Here is a 23307-nt window from a genome sequence, read left to right as displayed (position 1 = left end):
TTTTAACTTGAAAAAAGTGAGCGAGCTGACACGATTAGCATCAATCAAACGCAAGCGCTTAGTACTCGCCCACTAACAATTGCACTCGAAAAGCACTAACAGACTGCGGCACGAGGATCGACGAAGCGATAACAGATGTCAACAATAAGATTCGCAACAATCACAAGCGCAGCCGCAAAAAGCGTCACACCAACCAGCACTTGCAAATCAAGATTTTTAACAGAATCAAGAAGTAGCGAACCCAAACCTTGCATAGAGAAAACTCTCTCAGTAATCACAGCACCGCCAAGCAAACCGCCTAAATCCAAGCCAAACATTGTTAGCACAGGAAGCATTACGTTAGGCAGAGCGTGACGAGTTATAACTTTCGTTCGCGGCATACCCTTAGCCAAGGCAGTGCGCATATAATCCTGTTGCAACTCGTCAAGCATATGAGCACGAGTAAGTCGCGTATAATAAGCGGCGTTAAGAAGCGCCAAAACAATCCACGGAAGTAGCAAATGCTGCAGCCAACCTAAAGGATTATCCGAAAAATTCACATAACCGCCTGTAGGGAAAATCGGCAAATACACTGCAAAAGCAAGTATCGCGAGCATACCAATCAGGTAAGCAGGAGACGAAATCCCAATTGACGAAAGCGCTCTAAATGCACGATCAAAAAGCGATCCTTCTTTAGAAGCAGAAATCACTCCGGTTACTACACCAATAATTACCCAAAGTAATGCAGCGCCAATCGCCAAAGAAGCTGTCACGGTGAAACGGCTCATAATAAGATCTGTGACTGGTTCGTTAAGCGTGAATGACCAACCTAAGCATGGAGACGAGCAGATAATTGCAGCACCGGCGGAACTAGCGGCACCAGCTGCTGAACCGGCGGCACCAACGGCAGCACCAGCTGCAGAAATTCCTGAGGATGCAGAATTAGTTCCAAATTCTCGTCCAAAAAATATGCCACGAATATAGTTTCCAAGCTGCTCATACCAAGGCGCGTCCGTGCCCATAAATGCGGAAACTCGAGCCAAACGCTCAGGAGTGCACGGCTTTCCGCAAGCGAGTTGCGCAGGATTCGCTGGAAGCATAAAGAAAATAAGGAATAATACAACTGCAATTAGTGTTAAAACAAGTACCGCGCTTGCTGAACGCTTTATTAAAAACGTAAGAAAATCTACGGTTTTGCTAATAATTCGCGAGTTTTGGGCGGATTCTTTATTGCTGCTATTACTAATATTTTGTTGCATATTGTTCTTCTGCGTATTATTTACATTCTGCTTATCACTGATAGTTTTCGTATTGCTATTACTATTTTTCGTATCGCTATTACTAATATTTTCCTTATATCTCATGCCGTCGCCGCCTTTTTAGCGCGAGGCTGAAGAGCACTGGCCAAACCGTCACCAACAAGATTAAAACCGAAAGTTAGCAAGAACAGTGCAATTCCAGGGAAAAGTAAATACCATGGGTCAACTAAAACCCATTGCACAGCTTCTGCAATAGCGCGACCCCACGAAGGCGAAGGCGGATTCATACCAACGCCAAGGAAAGACAACGCAGCTTCAGCTCCAATTCGTCCAGGAATAAGGAACGTTATATTTACGAGCAACAACGGCATCATATTTGGCATTATTTGTTCACGAAGAACATGCCACGTACCAGCTCCCATTACGCGAGATGCAACTGCAAAATTGCGGGATTTAAGCGTAAGAGTTTGAGCACGAACTAAACGCGCAATACTTGGCCAACCAAAAAATCCTAAAACAAGTATTAGCAAAAGTGGACGCGGAAAATCTTGTGGCACAACAGCAGACAAAGCAATCGCAAAAATCAAGAACGGGAATCCGAAGAACACGTCCATTGTGCGCGAAAGCAAAGCATCTGCAAAACCACTGAAATACCCTGCAATCATGCCGATTATGATGCCAAGAAATAGCGATATTATGGTAGAAGCGACGCCAATTCCAAGTGATACGCGCGCGCCATGAGCCACAATTGCAAAAATATCAAGACCACGAAGTGGAGTAACACCAAACCAATGCTGGAAACTAATTCCACCAAAGCCTTTTGGAACAGAATTAAGATCTAAATATTCTGGATGCTCATCATAAGGATTATTGCCAGTGATTGCAGTAAAAACATCGGCGAAAATTGCCAAAATCACGAAAATTGCAATAATTATACTTCCTGCAATAATGCCAGAATTATTTCCAGTAGGAACGGTGACGCTAGATGAATCACGCTTATAGCGTGAACGAAATACACCGACCCTTCTCATCTTTACTCATTTCGTCACCTGCACTTTCTTTTGAATATAATGCAATATAAATTAACGCAAAATACAAATCGAGTAAAAATTTGTATTGTTGTCTTATCGACACTATCGGAACCCATAGAAAATGGGGTGTCGCATCGTCTTGCTTTTTCACTCAAAGCGTAGCGTGAAAAAGCAAACCGATGCGAAAGCGCTGAACTTCTGACCACATTGAATAAAAAATATAGGAAAGCCGACTTAAAGCATTTACGATACTTAATACAAAACAACAATCATTAAAAATAGTTTCAATTGATGCTATTTTACGTTAAACTAGATGATAGAAGGTGAGTATGAATTTTGAGTACGATCCTGCAAAAAGCTTAAAAAATTTAGCTAAACATGGTATCAGCTTCAAAAAAGCCCAATTACTTTGGGAGAATACGACAATTACATTAGAATCCAAAAATTCAGGAAACGACAACTCTCGCTATTTAGTTTTTGGAAAGATAGGCAGCAAACATTGGACTGTAGTAATAACAAAAAGGAATAATCGAATTCGTATTATTTCTGTAAGAAGATCACGAAAGAAGGAGGAACAATATTATGAAAAACACCACAAAAAATAAAGAAATAAGCGGAAAAGAAATTGATAGAAAATTCGATAACGGCGAAGACGTACTTGAGTACTTTGATTTGGAGCATCCAATTATAGAGAACCACTCGAACGAACAAAAGCACGTCACTTTTATTATGCCTGAATGCATATTGAGAATAATGAAATTCTTTAGAGTAGCTACAACTCGGTAGTCGAATAAAACTAGAGATAAAACAAAAAACGTGCCGACGTATTGAATCATACAACGGCACGTTTTTTGTTTAGTTATTAGTTATCTAAAATTTGCTTAATGCTTAAACTACGCGCGCTTAAGAGTTACGCTAAGCTCAGTTGCGCTAGAATCAGCCTCAGTAACGTCTAAGCTTGTAGCAAGAGTTTCGTTAGCAATCAAATCACGGAACTGCTCAACTTTAGCAACGTCCGAAGCTGGCACGCTCAAAGTCAAAGCGATTCGGTCGCTAATATCCAAACCGTTCTCCTTGCGAGCATCCTGAACAGCGCGAATAGCATCGCGAGCGTAACCTTCAGCAAGCAAATCGCTAGTCAAAGCAGTGTCAAGCATAACGAAACCGCCAGTTGGCATTGCAGCAGAAGCCGTATTTTGAGCCGCTTGAGCATCCGAAGACTCAACTCGATTCACAAGCTCATATTCGCCTTCAACAAGCGCAACTTCGCCGTTTGGAGTCTGAACAACAGGAGCGCCAGACTCGTCAACTCGCCAATCGCCACTCTTAGAAGACTTAATAGCAAACTGAACTTGCTTACCCAAACGAGGACCAGCCGCGCGCGCGTTCACCTTAAGCTCGTGAACAATCTTCAAACCGTGAGAGCTTGCATCTTGCAAAGTGCAGAATGTAACATTCTTCACGTTAAGCTCGCGCTCAAGCACCTGCTCATAAGGCTCTACAGCAGCAGTATTTTCCGCAACAACCGTCAAGTTTGCTAACGGCTGGCGCACACGCAACTGTTCAGCCTTACGCAAAGAAAGCGTAGAAGACACAACCTCGCGCACCTTATCCATAGCAGCAACCAAAGCATCATCGTGCGCAAGAACAGCGCCAAGTTCGGTTACTTCGCCAGCCTTAGGATTCTTCTCACCATCCGAAAGAGTCTCAGGCTCAACCAAATAAGGCCAATCAGCCAAATGCACGGATTCGCCGCCGGTAAGACCACGCCACACAGCCTCCGCTTCCATAGGAGCAAGAGGAGCAATCGTGCGCATAAACACTTCCAACACAGTGTAAAGCGTGTTAAAAGCAGTCTCATCTTCATTCCAGAAACGGTCACGGCTGCCGCGAATATACCAGTTCGTAAGCACGTCAATAAAATCGCTTACTGCCGTGCAAGCATCGCTAATCGCAAACTCGTTCAAGCATTTTTCTACGCGCTCAACAAGTAAACGCGTGCGAGCAAGCAAGTAGCGATCCATGTTGCAAAGTCCTGCAACCTCATCCGCGCGAAGGCGACGAGCATCGTAACCCTTACCGCCGTTTGCAGCATTCGCATACAGCGTGAAGAAGTAGTATGAGCTCCAAACTGGAAGCATAACTTGACGAACAGTATCCCTAATGCCGTCTGCAGTCACAATCAAATTGCCACCGCGCAAAATTGGCGAAGACATAAGGAACCAACGCATTGCATCCGAACCGTACTCGTTGAAAACGCCGTTCACATCCGGGTAATTGCGCAAATGCTTACTCATCTTCTGACCGTCGGAACCAAGCACGATTCCGTGGCAAATCACGTTCTTATAAGCCGGGCGATCGAACAGAGCCGTAGCCATAATGTGAAGCGTGTAGAACCAGCCGCGAGTCTGACCAATATACTCAACGATGTAATCGCATGGGAAGTGCTCTTCGAAGAATTCCTTATTTTCAAACGGATAATGGAACTGCGCGAAAGGCATGGAACCGGACTCAAACCAGCAGTCGAGAACATCAGTAATACGGTGCATTTGCGACTTTCCAGTAGGATCGTCTGGATTTGGACGAGTAAGGCGATCGATATACGGGCGGTGCATATTCACATTGCCGTCGTCGTCGCGCGGATAGTCGCCAAAATCAGCCTTAAGTTCTTCCAACGAACCGTACACGTCTACGCGAGGATACTTCGGATCGTCACTCACCCACACTGGGATTGGCGAGCCCCAGAAGCGATTACGGCTAATCGACCAGTCACGAGCGTTAGAAAGCCACTTACCAAACTGGCCGTCCTTAACATTTCCAGGAATCCAATTAATCTCCTGATTAAGCTCTAGCAAACGCTCCTTAATCTTTGTAACAGACACAAACCAGCTAGAAACAGGCTTATAAATAAGCGGAGTTGCGCAACGCCAGCAGTGAGGATAGCTGTGCACATAGCTTTTTTCTTGGAATAGCAACGCGCGCTGATCTTCTGGCATTTGAGCAAGCGGGCCGTCTCCTGCACGCAAGTTGCGCAAAATTGGCAAGTTCGCGTCGAAAACGTACAAGCCTTCGTAATCCGGGCAGTCGCTTGTAAACTTGCAGCCTGCGTCGAGCACGTCAACGCTGCGAATTTCGTGCGCGTTAAGCGTGTTCATATCGTCCTCGCCGTAAGGAGCCTGGTGAACGAGACCAGTACCTTCAGCGGTGTCAACATAATCTGCTGTGAAAATCGTAAAAGCGTTAGGACCAGGAGTGCCACCCTCAGCGAGCGCAGAATCGCTTGCAAAGTATGGGAATACTGGGTAGTAGCGCCAGCCTGCCATATCAGCGCCCTTAAGTTCGCGCACAACTTCGTAGTTTTCGCCAAGTTCCTTAGTGTAGGAGCCGAGCAAAGGCTTACCGATGTAGAACTTCTTTCCAGCAAACTTGCCTTCAGTTGGACGAACTTCCACATAGTCGATGTCTGCGCCGACTACGATTGCGAAGTTGGTTGGAACTGTCCAAGGAGTAGTGGTCCAGAATACTGCGTAAGCATCGGCTTCGTCACGAAGCTTAACAGCAACGGAAACTGTGGTGTCCTGGCGATTCTGGTAAACGTCCGCATCCATGCGAAGCTCGTGCGCGCTGAGCGGAGTCTGGTCCTTCGGGCAGTACGGAAGCACGCGGTAACCCTTGTAAGCCAAGCCCTTATCGTAAAGCTGCTTAAAAGCCCACATTACAGATTCCATGTATGGAATGTTCAGAGTTTTGTAGCCGCGCTCGAAATCAACCCAACGAGCCTGACGATGTACGTAGTTTTGCCACTCGTTCGTGTACTTTAAAACGCTTGCACGGCAAGCATCGTTGAACTTCGCGATGCCCATTTTTTCGATTTGCTCAACCGACTCGATGCCGAGTTCCTTCTGCGCTTCCAACTCTGCTGGAAGTCCGTGAGTATCCCAACCAAAAACGCGGTTTACTTTGCGACCGCGCATAGTCTGATAGCGCGGAACAACGTCTTTTGCGTAGCCTGTTAGCAAGTGACCGTAGTGAGGAAGACCGTTTGCGAATGGAGGGCCGTCGAAGAACACGAACTCGTTTTGGCTACCTTTGCCGGACGGGCGGTATTCGATTGACTTGCGGAAAGTGTTGTTTGCATCCCAGTATTGGAGAACTGATTCTTCAAGCTTTGGGAATGAAGGATTTGGTGCAACTTGCGCGCCGGCGTTTTCTTGCGTTGATGCTGAAACACTTACCTTTGGGTATACGTTATTTGCGCACGACTCTTCTGATGGACTAGTGGATTCGCTCACTGTGATCTCCTCGCTCAACAGGGTGAATATTTCCCTGCGAGGACGACAGTTACTGCCGCGGTACCACCTCGCTTGCTACAAGATGATTACGTAACTCAAATACGCAAGTTACAAAACTTAAGTACGTAACGCAATCTAACTATTCTTATAGCCTCTCGTGTTTGGCTATACGGGCCAACCCCGTCGGTTCTAATAAGCGAGAATCTTACGAACACTCGCCGTTCTTCCGAAAACTCCCCGCCGATAACGGATCATCGCTTAAGTTAGAAACAATCTAACACTATCCCCTAACATTAGCAACTTTGCTAATATAAATTGACAGGACAATTACGCGAGGAACAATAAGATGGACAAGGTTACTTTTTCAACGTTTGATGCAAGTAAATACTTAGACACACAGGAAGCAATTGATGAATATCTTGCTATTGCACTAGAAGATGGAGATACTAAAACAGTCCAACTTGTTCTAAGAGATATAGCAAAAGCAAACAAGTAATAAAAGTGCCCCGGATCAGAATCGAACTGACGACACCCACTTTAGGAGAGTGGTGCTCTATCCACTGAGCTACCGAGGCAGTGTAGTTGATTGCAGCGCGCAACACGCAAAACGAAACACGCGCACGCATCCTGCAAAGCAACAAATGGCAATTATACACTAAGGCGTGTCACTGCGGCGCGCTTAATCCTCAAGATTCGATTGCGTACCAGCTGTAGCCGCCGTTGCAGACTGCTCCGCCTGAGCCGCGTCCAATTTGGCACGAACTGTGGCAAGCAAACCCTGCGCACGTTTTGCCAACGCCTCGCCAATCTCCCACTGACGCATGGACTGATCCAGCGTCAAACCTCCAGCTTCCAACGCCTGAACAGCCTGAACCAGCTTTTCACGAGCCTCTTCGTACGGCATCGCCTCAATCGCAGCGCGCTCTTCTTTCGTAAGTGTGCTTGCAAATTCTGCACTTTCGTTATTTTCTGCAGCTACTTCTTCCGCTTTTTTCGTTGCTTTCTCGCTCATATCTAACCTTTCGTTGTATCTAAATAAATATCTAAAATGTCTAAAATGTCTAAAAATTTACTCACTTGACTTTAAGCAGCAGCTTTCGTGCCAGTCACCTTTGTTCCAGTCACCTTGCCAAGAACCACGCCACTTTTAAGCGTAACTGTCATATCGTCGCCAACTTTCGCTAAAGCCGCGTCGTCAAGCACTCGCCCACCGCTAAGCTGCACAACGGCGTACCCGCGATTCAAAGTCGATTGCGGACTTAACGCAGTCAAGCTCGCGTGAGCCTTCTCAACAGTCAAACTCGCGTCGTCAAGAAGTCGCACTAAACCGTGACGCATTCGCTCAACAGCCTGCTCAACCAAGCGCTCGTGCGGCTCAAGCATGGTGCTCGGACGTGTAAGACTCGGGCGATTAGCATAACCTTCAACGAGGCGAATCTCATTGTCAACGCGCGCAGAAATTCGCATGCGCATAGTTTGCAACGCGTTATCAATAAGCTGCCACTGTTCGCGAACGTCCGGAACAACGCGCTTTGCAGCATCCGTAGGAGTCGAAGCGCGCATGTCTGCAGCCAAATCAATCAGCGTCCAATCGTCCTCGTGACCTATTGCAGACACAATCGGCGTCACGCACGCAGCAGTAGCACGAACCACGCCCTCGTCCGAAAAACCAATCAAATCCTCAAAGCTGCCACCGCCGCGAGCAACAATAATAACGTCAACTTCTGGGTCCGCGTCGAGCTGCTTAATTGCGGCAATAATATCCGCCGGGCACTGCACGCCTTGCACGTGCGCGTGAACAACTTTGAAGCGCGTAACAGGCCAGCGCAAATTCACGTTCGTAATAACATCGCCTTCAGCGCGAGCTTGAGGAGCACACACGAGACCGATGCACTTAGGAAATTCCGGAAGCGGAACCTTATTTTCAACGTCAAATAAGCCCTCACCTTTAAGCTTTTTGCGCAACTCATCAATTTGCGCTTTTAAGTCGCCGGCACCAACGCGCCTAATTTCGTCTGCAACGAAGCTCAAACGCGTGGCTTTCACCCAAATATCCGCTTTGCCGTGAACGACTACGCGGTCGCCCTGGCGAAGTTCGCGCGCCTGCTGCACGAAATTGCTGAAGCCCATTACGGAAATCGACACTTCTTCGTTGCTGTCGCGAAGAGTGATGTAACCGGAAGAAGCGCGTCGCATGTTAATTTCGACGATTTGACCTTCAATCCACGCTGCTGGCCACCGTTCTACAGCACTGTGGAACTTTTGGCTTAAGATTGCAACAGGCCATGGATTTTCGGCGGTAGTGTCGGCTGCTTTTAGAGGAAGCTGGCGCGGCTGAGGCATAATCGTCTGCTGCGAATCTTGCTGCAAACCTTGCGAAGTATAATCTTGCGAAGCATCATCTTGCGAAGCATCATCCTGGAATAATTGCGGCATCATATTTGACGAGGTCATGTTTACAGCTTGACTGCAAAGAAGGACAAACACGCGCTAACACTCGACAGTAGTGCCAACAATAAAATACTCCCCATGCGATTAGGCATGAGGAGTACTTAATTATTTAGAATCTTAGAATTTTAGAATCTTAGAATCTAAGATGCAACTTTAGAATCTAAAATGCAACTTTAGAATCTAAAATGCAATTATTTAATGCTTCGATTCCGCAACCTGCTAGCAATTAACGCAAAAGCACCAATTAGCATCAACAAAGTAACTGTAACCAGAGTGGAGACTGTTCCAACACCAGTTGCACTTAACTTTGAAAGCATACTATTTGCATTAGTTTCCTTTGAAGATGCAGAATTGCTTGTACCAGACTTGGCAGCGCCATTAGCTTTAGATCTACTTCCGCTCTTATTTCCGCTACCGTTAGCATCAGCATCGTTTCCACTTGCAGATACACTTGCATTTGAGCCACCAGAGCTCAAATAATCATTGGCAGAATTGCTAGAAGATTCATAATTCTCGTAATCTGAATCAAATCCAAATCCTGAAGAACTTCCCAAAACACTTCCGAAATTATTTTCAGAATGTTTCAGATTATCTTCTGCAATTGTTTCTGCAAATGAAGTTGCATTAGCCGGAATAACCCACACAGTAGTCCATGCAATCTGCGAACCCTTTTCATCAAGAAGAACAATCGTATGCTTACCTGAATATCCTTCTGGGATCTTAGCGTCGAAGCGAGGCGACCCATCATCACCTAACGTTACCGTTACATACTTAGATCCATCTTTACCTTGCAATAGCACAGGCGAAGAATAAATGTACGCGTATGCATATATGGCTTTATCCTCTTTAAGCTTCTTAGATAATTCACTATTATTATCGAGTCGAAGCTTCATAGGATTTTCGGCACCAGAACGTGCAACATTGTTCTCATTCTCGCCAACTACAAGATTACTCTTCAAGCTCTTTTTCAAGCTAATAACGCTATTAGGAGCTTGTGGGACAGGAGCATTAGCAGCAGGAGCAGGAACTTCTTTCTTCTTTGGAGCAACTGGAGTCACCGGCTTGTCTGGCTGATCTGGTTTAACAGGTCCTGGTTTAACAGGTCCTGGTTTAACAGGCTCAGGTTTAACAGGCTCAGCAGGATTCTTTTTCACGAACGAAATGGCAGTTCGCTGATTATCTCCCTTAGCAGAGTTTCCAGCATAATCAGTAGCTTCTATGCGAAGAACATGATTACCGACAGACAAATCTTTACCATGAATAACCGCCTTTAACTCCAAATTATCCTTTTCAGGTTTATCTATTTCCGTATAAGAACTATATCCTTGAATTAACGAAAGCAATGTACTTTCTACAGGATGAGGAGCTAAATTCGTATTAGAAACAGCACCGATTGGCTTGTCATCAACATATGCAGCTACAGATTTAAGATTTGCATCTTTAGCTTTTATAGTAACAGTATAGTCACCTTCTACTGATTCTCCGTCTTTCATGCTCACATCTACAGTTGGATTTGTTTTATCAACAACAACTGGAACTGAACCATACACAGACGAATTCACCTTGTCGTTAAGCTCAAGAAGAATATGATCTCCATTTTCTACATGAACATCACGCTCAAATTCCTTCTTATTTGCTTCTGGACCATCACCATTTTCTAGAGAAGTGAATTCCGCAACAACAGAATGATTAATAGAAAGCCTATATCCAGAAGCGTCATCTTGAGCACTACCCTTAAACTTTACGGTATCTTTGTTTGTAAACAACGTATGACCGTATAATTGTGGCTCAACAAAAATGGCTTTTGGAGCTTCTTTATCAAACAAGAAAGCAACTGCAAAATCCATAAGCTTATTACCATCAGCAGTTTTTACAACAGCACGGAAATCATTAATTCCCGTATGCATTGGCAAATCAATAGAGAAACTATGCGCTTGACTGTCTATTCTTGCAACAACGGCTGGCTTTATTTCATATTTACCATCTTTAAGACGTGTAGAAGGAGTGAATTCTACACTCTTGATATCTGGTCCAACAGTACCTTCCAAGGTAAAGGAATCTAAGCTTGGCCCTGCAGTAAGCGGATTAATCATCCAAATATTCGCGCCAAGTGGCGTTACATTACTTGGATAGAACACGCCATTACTTACCTCCATATAACTTGGCTCACTACGCCCCTGAAGCTTAACGGATTCAATTTTAAGATTCTGACCATTACTTGCACACAGAGTAACCTGATACGCCTTAGCAGAAGGCTTTACCGTTACTTCAAACGTACCATCTGGGTTAAGAGTTACTGTATCCTCTTTTGTTTCAGTATCATCTGCATCTTCAGCAGATTCACCACTTGAATTAGAAGAACCAGCATTAGAAGAACCAGCATCTTTCTTAACTTTATCCACTTGGTAACGAATAGTCAGTTCGAGCTTTTGCTTAGGCTGAGAACTATCTTTTACCTTGCCTTTTACAGTTACACTACCATCACTTGCAACCGGCAAATTACCGTCACTATCTCCAGTATCCGTATTAGTAACACTAATACGAGGACGCTCTGGATTGTATGTTAATGTGAACTCTTCACTAGCTATTTGCGTCTTGCATTTATCGTCAGAGAACCCAAGCACCTTTACAGTATTTTCACCACGAACAATCTTTATATTATCAGTGGTAAACTTCGGAGCTTTATTTAGATTCACTTTAACTGTTTGGTTAACAGTGGTTCCGTCGTATTTTTTATAGCTTGCTAAGACTTTCATTGATTTAACATCGTCAGAAACATAACCTTCAAGACTTAACTTATTGTCACGCACTACCGATGTTCCAACCATCTTCCCATCCATTTCCTTTCGACGGGAAATGAAAATCTTATGATTTTTATCAGCAAACACTTTCACTACACGAGTTCCATTCATTCCTGCGTCTTTAGCGACAACAGAGATAAATGGCGTAGTGTTACCAACGTTTATTTTGCAAACGCGCTTATGATGTTCTTTATCTAGAGTGCAATCAGCTGCATCATCATACTTAAACACATCATTATCGCCAACACGACGAATAACCGGAAGACCAGGATCCTCACTTAAACTATCACTTAAGGTGATTGTTACAACGCCATTAGAATCGCGGTCAGAAACATTCATATCAGGCCCATGAGTATCTAGAGCAAACTTCATGTCGTAATTTTGCCAAGGGAATTCCTTACCCAAACGAGCTTGAATACGATAAACGTAGTTTCCATCCTTAAATCTCACAAACTCTGTGGTTTTCGGATCATAGCTAGTACCGTCAAAACGACCATTCACAGCTTCATGTCCCATTGAATCCGCCGCAGAAGGCAAAGTAGGTCTAGAAACGTTATGATCCTCACCAAGAACTCGTAATACCTTAGTGGCGGTTTCATCCATAATCTCATAGCGAATGTCTGCAGCACTACGCAATAATGGCGCATAAGGTGTTATTAAATCATACCAATCGTCATTATTAGGCGAGAACATAAATCGTTTAGATCCATTTACCTTAACTTGCATGCTTCCGTCCGCTGAATCAGCCATAAGAGCTGTAGTAGAATCGATTTCACCATTACTCTCATCAGCAGGCTGGCTTGGAGTTCCCGGAGCAGGATTTGGCGCAGGATTAACAGGCTTAGCTGGCTTATCAGCATTCTTATACTTTTCACCAGGTTTAACCAAAATCTGCTCAGCATTCCAATCGCCAACAAAACCAAGATATGGAACAGACAAATCAGGCTGTCCTTCAGTTTTAGACTTTAAGCAAACCCAACCCTCAATGTAATGGTTTTGTACATATTGAGGAGTCAAAGTAAAAGTAATATTAACCTTTTCGCCTGCTTTTACAGTTACAGAAGACTTGTCTGCAGTTAATGTTTCTTTATCGTTTACGAACGTAGATGTTTTTTCACCAGCTTTATTGGTCTCATTTACAACAACCTGATTTGGTACGCTATATTCAACATCTTTAGAACCATAGTTGTTCAATGTTATATTAAACTTGCGTTCGCCTTGCTTTAACTCATAAAGAGAAGCATACGCCTTGCTTTCGTTGCTACGACTATCTTTAACAGTTGCAACAACGTCCGCCTTAATAGCCTTGTCAATCTGCGCTAAACCAGCGCCAATTTGACGAGGAGCATATGGAACTTTCTTATTGCCATCATCGCGAGTGAGAATCTTAGCTGTATTCATCAACACTTGCTCAACACGATCAACTAATTCAGAAGACTTAAGTTCTTTGCCCTTAAAACGCTTCTTGTAACTTTCCATAAGCAGCGCAGAAAGACCTGAAATATTTGGAGCTGCCATAGAGGTACCAGACATGCTCCTGTACTTATTATCATTCTGAGTAGACCACACATTTCCACCGATACCCGAAATATGAGGCTTAAAATTAAGATCTGGAGTTGGGCCCCAAGATGTGAACCTAGATGGCTTTAATGAATCTGGGTTAGCAATAGCAACAAAATCATTACTGAAAGTTACTTCCACTTTTCCATTATTCTTTTTGATTGCTTGATAAATAGCCTCTCCATCTTCGTAACGTATTGATGTTACAAAAATGTCTTTAATCTTATCAACGCCTGCCATATCTAGGAATTGAGTAGAGTCATCCTTTACGTTGTATACAACAACGCCTTCAGCACCCTTTTCTTTTGCATTATTAACCTTTTCTGTAAACGCAATATCTCCACGTTTAACTAATGCATATTTACCCTTGAGGTCAAGGTCTTTAACATCATCTTTTTTGCCAAGGTTAATATCAACAATTTCATGTGATTTCCCATCAGCAACACCAGTAGAAAGTGAATAAGGGAAATCATTCTGCTGAGCATCGCTAGAAGATGTACTTGTAGTGGATGCTTTCTTAACAGACCAAGTTGCCTTAGTCTGCGTAACTTTTGAATTTTCAACAGAAGCAACGCTGAAAGCATCTGGGAATGAAGATGGTGATCCTAAAGTACCATCGTCCCATTTGCCAAACTCATCATCTAATCCACCAGTCTTCGAGAAGTTCAAACCGGAGTTTCCAGCGGAAACAACAGGCAATACACCAGCTTTGCGAGCCTTCATTAATGCAAGAGCAGCAATGCTTGAAGTAGAGTCAAGACCATTATCGGAACCAATAGACATGTTAATAACATCGGCACCAAGCTTAACAGAATCTTCTATAGCGGCTACAATGTCTGCATCGCGGCATCCTGGCATATCTGGATTATTAGAAAACACTTTCATTGCAAGCAACTGAGCATTCGGAGCTATACCATCAACGCGATGATTGCTAGCTGCAGGAGCGTTTTCTTCATCTCCATTAGCAGCCACAATACCAGCAACGTGCATGCCATGCTGTTCTGCATGAGTATCTTTTACATCAGACGTTTCATCCGCATAATTGAATCCTGCAGGAACTTTATCAGTAAAGCCCGGCTGTGGATTGAGCTTTTTTGCAGTTTTAGCAGCAGGATCCAATTTCATATCTTTGTTTTTAATATCGATTCCAGTATCGATTATGGAAACCAGCATTCCTGTACCGTCTAGATTTTTATTAGCAGCCTTGAAAGCTTGCGTAATACCTTGAAGCTCACGAGCAAAGTTCTCCAGAGGATAATACAAGCGCTCTTTTTCTACAGACTTAACTTCTGGCTCATGACGCAAAGCTTGCATACGATTTGCTGGAATTGTTGCTTCGAAGCAGTTCATCAAATAACCAAGTTGGCGACGAACATTCATATTGTACTTTTTACGCCATTTAGCAATTAAATTATTTTGCTGATTTTTATTTGATTTCTCGGAAGCAATTGAAGGACTTTTAGGCTGATTGCGCAATGTTACAATAACAGCAATCGGCTTAGTAGGTCTGCTTGAATTATTTTTTATTGCATACTTTTCAAGCAATGCAGCCTTATTTGAATCTACGTATAAATTCTCATCTTTAGTAAGATTATGACTTATTGACGTTTTTTTATTAGATGTAAGTTGCTTTTCAAAAGAAGATACTTTCGCATCTTTTGAGTAAACACCTTTACCTATATTTACTGGATTTTTAGCATCAGCAGCATTTACTGTACCAAAAGGCACGATAAGTGTTGCAGCAGCAACACCTAATGCAGCTAAGCGAGTCAGGTATGACGTTCGTTTGAACTTCATAAATACACTCTCTTTCAAATAGAACTGCACGCTCAAGTACGCTTGTAATTCAACGCACATGTAATTCAACGCACATGTGACTCAACGCACGTATGACTTAACGCGTGTAACTCATGCCACACATGTAACTCGTTCCACACACGTTTCACATGCACATATCGTGACATCTAATTCACATATCGCGCATACATCACATGTAGCCCAAACAAGAATGGACTAATGCGTTAACTGCAACGTTCTAAATCAAATTTGGGTTAATTCAGAATTAGCTCCCAAAATCTCAATAAAATGTTGCAGAAACTACTCTTACAAGTTCTGAGCATTACTAATAAGTGTAAATATTTCTGTAAGATGTTATGAATTTTCTACCGCTATCAAATGCAAAAACAATTTAAAAACAATTCAAAATGCTTTGTAAATAGCAGATAAATACATTCATCAACGATTTCACAAAATATTTTTCACAAACTTTAGCACTACGTAGTAAATAAAATATGCAATTAATATGTAAATTTTTATGAATCTGATTTCAAAAAACACGAGCTCTTATATAAGAACGGCTATATTCCAACATTTCTAGCGCAAGAAATTTTTTAGATCGTATTATTTTAAGGCCAATAAATTAACATGTTATTCACATTTGATATTGAATATTGGACACTTTTTGGGAAATAACCCGAAATAACCCGAAATAACCAGAGAAATAACTCTACTTGTTGGGAAATAATCCGAAATATTAGATATGAAAAACCCAAGCGATGAAGCTTGGGTTTTTGTTTGTGCCCCCTCAGGGATTCGAACCCTGGACACGCTGATTAAGAGTCAGCTGCTCTAACCAACTGAGCTAAAGGGGCGTTGGTTATCTTGGTTCATTTCGCGAACCGAGTAACTACTATACTCAGAATTTGATTGGGCGCAAGCCGGCGTGTCGCATCGCCTTGCTTGAAGCTGCATTGCGAGTTTCGTAAGCGAGCAAACAAACAAGCTTCCCCGATTTTGTTTACTTATCTGGTACCTAAGTCCACAAAACCAAGAACACTTCCCCGATTTTGTTTACTTATCAAACCCATAAGCGCAACGACCTGCTTGAGCACTAATCCTCACGGCATAGCCGTTCGGCTGATTTGGCATGTGAAGCACACCGTGCTTCACAATTAAGCCAAATCACGCTTTGAAGGAGTCTGAAATCCCAATAATTTCAGACTCAGTCAAAGCGAGCACTCGATTACGCTTACTTTACCACCCTAAAGAAGCGTAATCCAACGACCAAAAAGGCTTCTTCTCGATACACTAATGCGAAAGCGCTTGCACAAACACTACTAGGCGCAATACAACAGGTGCAAATCGTAATTGAATGTGTTAGAATTTGTTTTACCTGTGTAGGTTGCTCCTACACGTGATTTCATTGAGCTCTTGTTTGTTTAGAACAAGAGCTCAGTTGTTTTTGTCTGTCGGATTTTAACGAAACGTGAGTTTCGTAAGCGAGCAAACAAACGAGCTTCCCCGATTTTGTTTACTTATCTGGTACCTAAGTCCACAAAACCAAGAACACTTCCCCGAATTTGTTTACTTACACGACCTCTAAGTAAACAAAATCAAGAACACTTCCCCGATTTTGTTTACTTACAGGGTAAATAAGTAAACAAAACCGAGAACCCCTTCTTGCTTTTGTTTACTTATCAAACCCATAAGCGCGACGACCTGCCTGAGCACTGCGATATAGCGCGCGGTAACGCGCTCGCTGCATACAGCCGTTGCTCTACTCGCGACGCAACTCGCGCAGCATTTTGCGCGAAACCGCAAGCAAATGCCTACCGCGAAGCAACCTAGAATTGCGCTTCTTATTTAAAATCGCAACCAGCATCATCGCCATCAACACCGCAGACATCACCATCGATATCACAAACAGCGTCATCCACAGCGGCCACTGCATATGGTCGCCCGGCACGTTGGCAGGATCCGGCAGCACGCGATACCCCGTCACGAGCAGCCTGTGCGTGTTAATTCCGTACGGCGTACACGTAATCAGCGTCGCCAAGTCGCGCCCCTTCTCGCGCCGCAGCAAGCGAATATCGTTCGGCTCCACCACATTTATGCGAAACACTTTGTACCGAAGAGTTTTGCCTTGCACATCAAAATAGAAGTAGTCGCCTTTTTTCAGCGTGTTTAAATCGTCGAACATCGTGGCATCCGGCATACCCGTATGCGCCGTCACAACCGTGTGCCTGCTTTTGCCACCCACCGGCAAATCCGTGCCGTACAAATGCCCAGCGCCCATTGCGAGAGTATCTTGAGTAGTTCCGTGATAAATCGGCAGTCTCACGCCAATTTTCGGAATCTTAACAATGCCCATAATCCCCATCGGCTCGCTAAGCATTTTTTCGTACTCTTTATATTCGGGAGTGTCCATGTAGTCGTTACTGCCGTTATACGGATCCGCGCTAATAATTGCCTTGTGGCGAACGTTGTATTCACGCGCCTTTCGCAAAATTTCCGCGCGATTTTCTTTAGGCTTTTCCTTATTTAATTTGTCGTACTCGATTGAGAGTTCCTTGGCAGCATGATTGTTGACCAAAGTAGAAACCACAGGATAGCTGAAACACAAAATGCCAATAGTAACAAGCGCAATCGGCTCAGCCAGCTTACGAAGTGTGGACATTGGTTTTGGAGAAGATTGGTCTTGTTGCGATTGTTGCGATTGCGGAGACTGCGATTTTGATGATGGAGATTGCAAAGTTTGCGTAGACTGCGCAGATTCAGTATTTTCGGGAGACTCAGCAATTCCAGAGCTCGCTGAATCTTCCACACTTTTGGAGGACTTATTAGCGCACATACGAGTCAGCCGCTTAAATAGCACGCGAGCAGACTCTGCAAAATCAGCCAACTTCATAATTCCTCCAATAAATAAAAAGGGAGCCGGGAAAGCGTTAGTTAACGCGCGCCCGACTCCCCATTTTCGTTAATGCTTAAAGAAAGGGATTTAACTTAAGCGCGGAGCTTAGCCTGCTCCTCTTCCTTCTTGCGGCGACGCATGTACACAAAGAATCCGGAACCAACGAAGCACATGCCGATAACTGCGAAGATAATTACGCCATCAGCACCGGTCTTTGGAAGAAGGCTGAGCCAAGAGCCGTTGCTATCGTCTGGAACATCCTTGAACTCGAAGTTCTTAATAGCGTCATTATCTCCAACTTCTACTTCAACCGCATCAGGGTTACGAATGTAACCGGCTGGAGCAACAGTTTCCACAACGTAGTACTTCTTACCGCGAACTACTGAATATTCATCAGTCTTAGCATCAGTACCCTTTGCTTCTTTCTCGCCGAAGTTAGTAGAATAAGCAGAGCAAGCGGTATCTACATTCTGATTAGATGTAATAGCCTTAGAGCAATTATCCGCATTGGTCTTATCTGCAAACAGCTTAAACTTTGCGCCTGTAACCTTGGAGTTATCCTTTGCAGAAAGCTTCTGAATAGTGAACTTTGAGAACTTCACTTCCGCCTTATCCTTACCCGTAACAACGTCTGGAGTCTTACCCTCGTGCGAAGGAATTAAGCCACCCTTGTTAATAACAGTGCTGTTGCCAAGGGTTGTCGAATCAGCAAGAGTGAACTCTAAAGTAACAAATACCTTTACTACATTGCCAGCATTATTGTTAGCAGCTGCAGCAAGCGCAGTCTTACCGTCATTAGTGAAGGAGATAGTAATCTTATCGCGTTTAGTATTATTATCGGTTGTATCCGTAAACTCTTCTGGAACGCTAACGGTGTAGTCAGTATTAGCAGTAAGCGTCTTATCGGTATTTACAGGTGCTTCGCCGGTTCCAAGTTGTACCTTTGTAACTACTTTTGCAATGCTGGTATCAGTAACCTTATGAGAGGTGTCGTCAGTAGGATAAACAAAAGCATTAGCAGGAGCGAGATCGACTACAGAATAGCCTTTAAAATCATCGGCAGTAAGAGCTGTAGCATCAGCATCCGCTGCCTTCATCTTGTCAAGCTCAGCACTAATGGTGTAGGAAATCTTATCGCCAGCGCCAACAGTCTTAGAAGTATCCGCAGTCTTCTTAACGCTATTGCTCAAATCCTTGTTCTTTGGATCCGCGTATGGAGCATAGTTGTAGACTACGTTGCCATCAGAATCCTTTTCAATCCTTGGGATTGTCATATAGAATGGCTTGGATTCGGCAGCAGAGAAGCCCTTTGGAGGATTTGATTCTGTAACTTGATACAGACCGATTCCAAGATCGAACTTCGCAACACCACTAGCATCAGTATCTTTTGGAGAACCAGTAACAGCTTCAGTGGTCACAGTAGCAGTGTTTTTATTAAGCTTATCCATCTGATTGGCGACCTTAACCCAATCGGCGTACTTAGTTAAGTCAATAGTACCGCTACCAATCTTTGTCACCTTTTTTACAGTGAACGAAGCACCGGGAACAGGAGTTGACTTCTTCTGCTTGCCGCTCTTATCAAGCTCGTCCTTCCACTTGAAAATAGTGAGGGAATAAGTTGCATTCTTTTCTTCACTAGTAAGTTCCCATGGTGCTGACTTAAGCACTGCATCTTGTGATGGAGTATCAAAACCAGTCTTACCACCTTTAGGTTGACTACCCTGTCGTGGACCAGGCTTGCTAGCCCACGCAACGCTGGATACTGTCACAGCACCCGCCGCGCACAGCGTGCCAGCCATTGCGAGCGAGGCGAATGCGGCGACGCATCGTTTTGTGAAATTATTCATTTCCTCTCCTTTATTTCATTGCCCTTACGAGCAGATACTTCAGTGCCCTTTTGAACAGCTATTTCACTGACATTTTGAGCAGAATTTCTGTATACAAAATTTTTCATAAATGCGCGCCCCCACTGTGTTTGGTCGAGAACAAACGCAAGAACCATAAGACTTGTGAAAATCGTTGTAGCAACGCTAAGAATCATGTTCCAGCCTGCGAATCCAGTTTTTGGAAGTTTAAAAGGCTCAACAACGTGAATTTTGACCGCGGTCATCGTCCAGTCCTTGCCTTTTTTGATACCAGTGATGCCGTTAAGAAGAGTATCGCCGTTTTTTGCTTTACTTTCTCCGCCTACTGCAGCAACAGCATCTTCATATTTTTTGAGCGCCGTCGGCTTCAACGCATACACAACGCACTGGTAATCGCCTGTTTCTGTAGGCGCGCCGCCAATAATCGAATCCGTGCGTTCTACTGCATAGAACGGGTTATACACATCCCAATCACTAGCTTCAACATCTCGCCTAAATAGGGTACGTTTTGCATCGCACGAAGCTGGGTTCTTATCACAACCTTTAAGTTCAGCAACAGTTTTAATATGATCCCATTTATGAATTTGATCCTCCGTAGGAGCAGTCAAACCATCAACATTACTAGACCAAACACTCGCACCACTAGAGCCACTAACGTTAGCAGTGCCGTCTTTGCTAGCTTTGCTAGCTTTGCTCACCTTAGTGCACAAAACTTTTAACGAAATTTTCTTACCCACTTCACGCAATGACCACGCATCAATATACGGATTCAAAAAGCGCATTCCACGCATCATTGTGATGCCCTGGTCTGGATCTACATCGCCATAATCGTCGGCTTGTGAATCAGACTCACCATCAGCTGAAGCTTTTTCAGTCGTCACACGTAACTTTAAATCATCATTATTAATCCGTGGAGAATTGTTGACTGAGACTTTCAAATAGATAGGCTTGCCTTCGTTACTGGAATCTTCATCCTTTGAAGAAGAGCCATCAGGATAATGCGCAACCACTGGCACATAGTAATACCCTGTTTTAATCCAAGTGCTCATTCTTACAGTAATTTTTCCATACACTGCGCCGGAACCATCACTACTATCTTTTCCGACTTTACCCCCAGCTTCGCTAGGCTTGTTACTTTGATCACTGTCATCTTCATCGTCAATAAACGAAGCCCAATCAGGTAATTCTTCAGTCGACTTAGGATAATTTGCTATTTCAAACCAAGTTCCGTCAGGAAGATGACGAGTTCTAGCTAACTTCTTACTGCAATTTTTGCCAACTCCGCACTGGTTAAGCGGTACAATAGAAGCTTGAGTTTTACCAGGTAGCGTATCAATTCCATCACCGTAATAAGGCTGATAATAATAAGACATTCTGCGAACAGTAATGTTCAAAGTTTTAGCTTCCCAAGTAATTCCAGACTTAAATAAAGCATCTTGCTTTAGCACAGAATCAATTTCATCAATCTTATTGTGTTTTTCTGCAGCTATTTGATCAAACTTCTTTACTAAAGCATCATCTTGCTCGTCTTGCACGCCGTCATCTTTAACAGAATTTCTTAAAGCATAAACTTTGCACACAAAATCACCGGTTTTATTTACAGTTCCCTTAAACTGCCCTACTGTGCGCTCGTTTACACTCTTAGGCTCAAAATTCGGATGTGTTTTAACATACTCGTTGTAGACGTAATCGTCATAAAGGAAGTCAGCCATCTTGCAGCCGTTAGCAGGATCGTCAAAGCACTTCTTTTGCTGATCGTAACTGGCATGCTTCCAAACTGTTACGTTAGTATCTTGTTTTAATTCAAGCCCGTTAATTCCACCAGACTCGTATTTTCCATCAACAGGATTTCCATTCTTATCTTTCTTATAGCAAATCACACGCTGATTGATATTGCCTATACCAAGATGCGCAGAAGCATCAAAAGTGGTTTTCTTAACCTCTTGACCAGACAATAACACTAAATCTGAGTTATCGGACTGTCCATATTTCAGATCTTCTTTGTCTTTGCTGATTATTGAAAGTTGCAAATCACTATCGTGAGGATCAAATCGCGTGACAACTACGTTTGCATAAACAGGCGAAGACTTACCACCTTTGCTATTTCCAGCATTTGCTTCATCGGAAGTAGTGCCATCAGGATAGTGCACAAGTACGTGCACTTTATAATTCCCATCTTTGGTCCACCTACTTGGCCTAAATGTAATTACACCATATTTTGATGGAATTGAAACACCTTCTGGAATAGCTTTCGTTTTCTTGCACTGTTTATTATTGCCAGATGCATTATTGCTCGACGCGTTATTACCAGACGTATTATCGCTTGACGCATCACATTGCTCACCTTCAAAGTTAGCCCAGTCGTACGCGTCTTCTTTATCACTAGGATTTGTTTTTATAAGTTCGAACCACGTGCCAGCAGGAAGATATCCAACTCTAACATTTTTATTTTTACGTATTTTCCTGCTTTTAGGCGTACCAGACTTATTCTTTGCACTTGTAGACAAATTACCAGCAAATACATTCGGATAATCCATTGGATATGCAGGATTATAGAATTGCGCGCTATTTTCGGTATTGCCAGTTACGCTTCTGTTTTCGTGATTTTCAGTTTTCGCAGATTTAGCAGCGTCTTTAGCTTTATTGTCTTTACTGCTTTGCTTAGCCTTTTTATCATTGGAAGCTTCGTTTTGAGTATTTGTATTAGTCGTTGCAGAAGTCTTTTTCTCAGGCTTACCACCAGGTTGCTGCTGCTCAGTCTTAGGCTCAGCATTTTTCTCAGCAGAACTACCAGGTTGATTTTCAGCCTTCTTCTTATCCCCTTGCTCCGCAGCACCGGTATGCTCCGCAGAACCGGCATCCTTCACAGAATCAGCACTTTTCGAAGTCTTCGCCGTTTCTTCGGTTGATGCGTTCGACGAAGCGATAGGCACAATCGCGAGAGTTGCGAGAGTCAGCACGCAGGACGTGAAACCGCAAATTACGCGCATAATCTTAGAAAGACTGTTACGACGACGCTGCGGAAACATTTCTAATCACCTTCGTTAAATTCAAACTCTCAAATTTGTGTAGCAATCATTACAAAATCAAGAACCACACAGCACTGCAAAGCCACTCATAATTGTGGCCACAGTTCTTGCAACTATACCCCCCCCCCCAAGGCAGATTTCAACCCATATTCTTTGGTAACATTGAATGCATAATTATTTAAATATTTTTTATATGAAATACTTTCTTTGATGCAATTTGCAAAACTTATAATTTATAGAAAAAATCGCATTTTCAGATATAAATATGGAATAAATACGCAGATTATGAGAAGTTAAATATATGTAACATAATGCATTTCGTGCATTTATGCGGATTTAATTACGTAATT

11 protein-coding genes and 2 tRNA genes are annotated in these 23307 nt (G+C 43.4%); 2 read left to right on the top strand and 11 right to left on the bottom strand.

What is annotated here, in order from left to right:
• Nucleotides 1–95: 95 nt before the first annotated feature.
• Together BFS05_RS04205 and BFS05_RS04200 are read right to left on the bottom strand one after the other, a co-directional pair.
• On the bottom strand, nucleotides 96–1343 hold the full coding sequence (locus tag BFS05_RS04205) for an ABC transporter permease (protein WP_103084738.1): 1248 nt from the start codon (nucleotides 1341–1343) through the stop codon (nucleotides 96–98).
• Nucleotides 1340–2269: an ABC transporter permease gene (locus BFS05_RS04200; protein ID WP_103084737.1), complete on the bottom strand. Its 930-nt coding sequence runs from the start codon at nucleotides 2267–2269 to the stop codon at nucleotides 1340–1342. Before BFS05_RS04200 ends, BFS05_RS04205 begins: the two co-directional genes overlap by 4 nt.
• Before the next feature lie 329 nt (nucleotides 2270–2598).
• Between BFS05_RS04200 and BFS05_RS04195 the strand changes: the two genes are divergently transcribed.
• Nucleotides 2599–2874, top strand: coding sequence for a BrnT family toxin (locus tag BFS05_RS04195; protein WP_103084736.1), 276 nt, complete (start codon nucleotides 2599–2601; stop codon nucleotides 2872–2874).
• 288 nt (nucleotides 2875–3162) lie between these two features.
• Here BFS05_RS04195 and ileS read toward each other — a convergent pair whose 3' ends face one another.
• Nucleotides 3163–6561, bottom strand: a complete 3399-nt coding sequence (gene ileS / locus BFS05_RS04185; RefSeq protein WP_103084734.1) for a mupirocin-resistant isoleucine--tRNA ligase — start codon at nucleotides 6559–6561, stop codon at nucleotides 3163–3165.
• Nucleotides 6562–6907: 346 nt separating this feature from the next.
• On the opposite strand from ileS, the gene BFS05_RS06810 reads away from it, so the two are divergent.
• Nucleotides 6908–7057, top strand: coding sequence for a helix-turn-helix domain-containing transcriptional regulator (locus tag BFS05_RS06810; RefSeq protein WP_180978593.1), 150 nt, complete (start codon nucleotides 6908–6910; stop codon nucleotides 7055–7057).
• Between the two features lie 6 nt (nucleotides 7058–7063).
• Here BFS05_RS06810 and BFS05_RS04180 read toward each other — a convergent pair.
• The 8 genes from BFS05_RS04180 to BFS05_RS04145 form a co-directional block, all read right to left on the bottom strand.
• Nucleotides 7064–7136 (bottom strand) — tRNA-Arg (locus BFS05_RS04180).
• Between the two features lie 104 nt (nucleotides 7137–7240).
• Nucleotides 7241–7573, bottom strand: a complete 333-nt coding sequence (locus tag BFS05_RS04175) for an exodeoxyribonuclease VII small subunit (protein ID WP_103084733.1) — start codon at nucleotides 7571–7573, stop codon at nucleotides 7241–7243.
• A 71-nt stretch (nucleotides 7574–7644) separates the two neighbouring features.
• The gene (xseA, locus tag BFS05_RS04170; RefSeq protein ID WP_103084830.1) at nucleotides 7645–9000 is read right to left on the bottom strand and encodes an exodeoxyribonuclease VII large subunit; all 1356 of its coding nucleotides are present in this window, start codon (nucleotides 8998–9000) and stop codon (nucleotides 7645–7647) included.
• A 203-nt stretch (nucleotides 9001–9203) separates the two neighbouring features.
• Nucleotides 9204–15170, bottom strand: a complete 5967-nt coding sequence (locus BFS05_RS04165; protein WP_103084732.1) for a S8 family serine peptidase — start codon at nucleotides 15168–15170, stop codon at nucleotides 9204–9206.
• Between the two features lie 780 nt (nucleotides 15171–15950).
• Nucleotides 15951–16024, bottom strand: a tRNA-Lys gene (locus BFS05_RS04160).
• A gap of 905 nt (nucleotides 16025–16929) precedes the next feature.
• The gene (locus BFS05_RS04155) at nucleotides 16930–18060 is read right to left on the bottom strand and encodes a class C sortase (protein ID WP_103084731.1); all 1131 of its coding nucleotides are present in this window, start codon (nucleotides 18058–18060) and stop codon (nucleotides 16930–16932) included.
• Between the two features lie 95 nt (nucleotides 18061–18155).
• A complete protein-coding gene (locus BFS05_RS04150) occupies nucleotides 18156–19910 on the bottom strand; it encodes a SpaH/EbpB family LPXTG-anchored major pilin (RefSeq protein WP_103084730.1) in 1755 nt (584 codons plus the stop codon).
• Nucleotides 19907–22957, bottom strand: coding sequence for a Rib/alpha-like domain-containing protein (locus tag BFS05_RS04145; protein WP_103084729.1), 3051 nt, complete (start codon nucleotides 22955–22957; stop codon nucleotides 19907–19909). Before BFS05_RS04145 ends, BFS05_RS04150 begins: the two co-directional genes overlap by 4 nt.
• Between the last annotated feature and the right edge of the window lie 350 nt (nucleotides 22958–23307).

It is taken from the genome of Gardnerella coleohominis, assembly GCF_002896555.1.
Lineage (GTDB): Bacteria > Actinomycetota > Actinomycetes > Actinomycetales > Bifidobacteriaceae > Bifidobacterium > Bifidobacterium vaginale_F.
The sequence above is the reverse complement of the archived record's forward strand: the minus strand, read 5'-3'. Positions and strand labels throughout refer to the sequence as shown.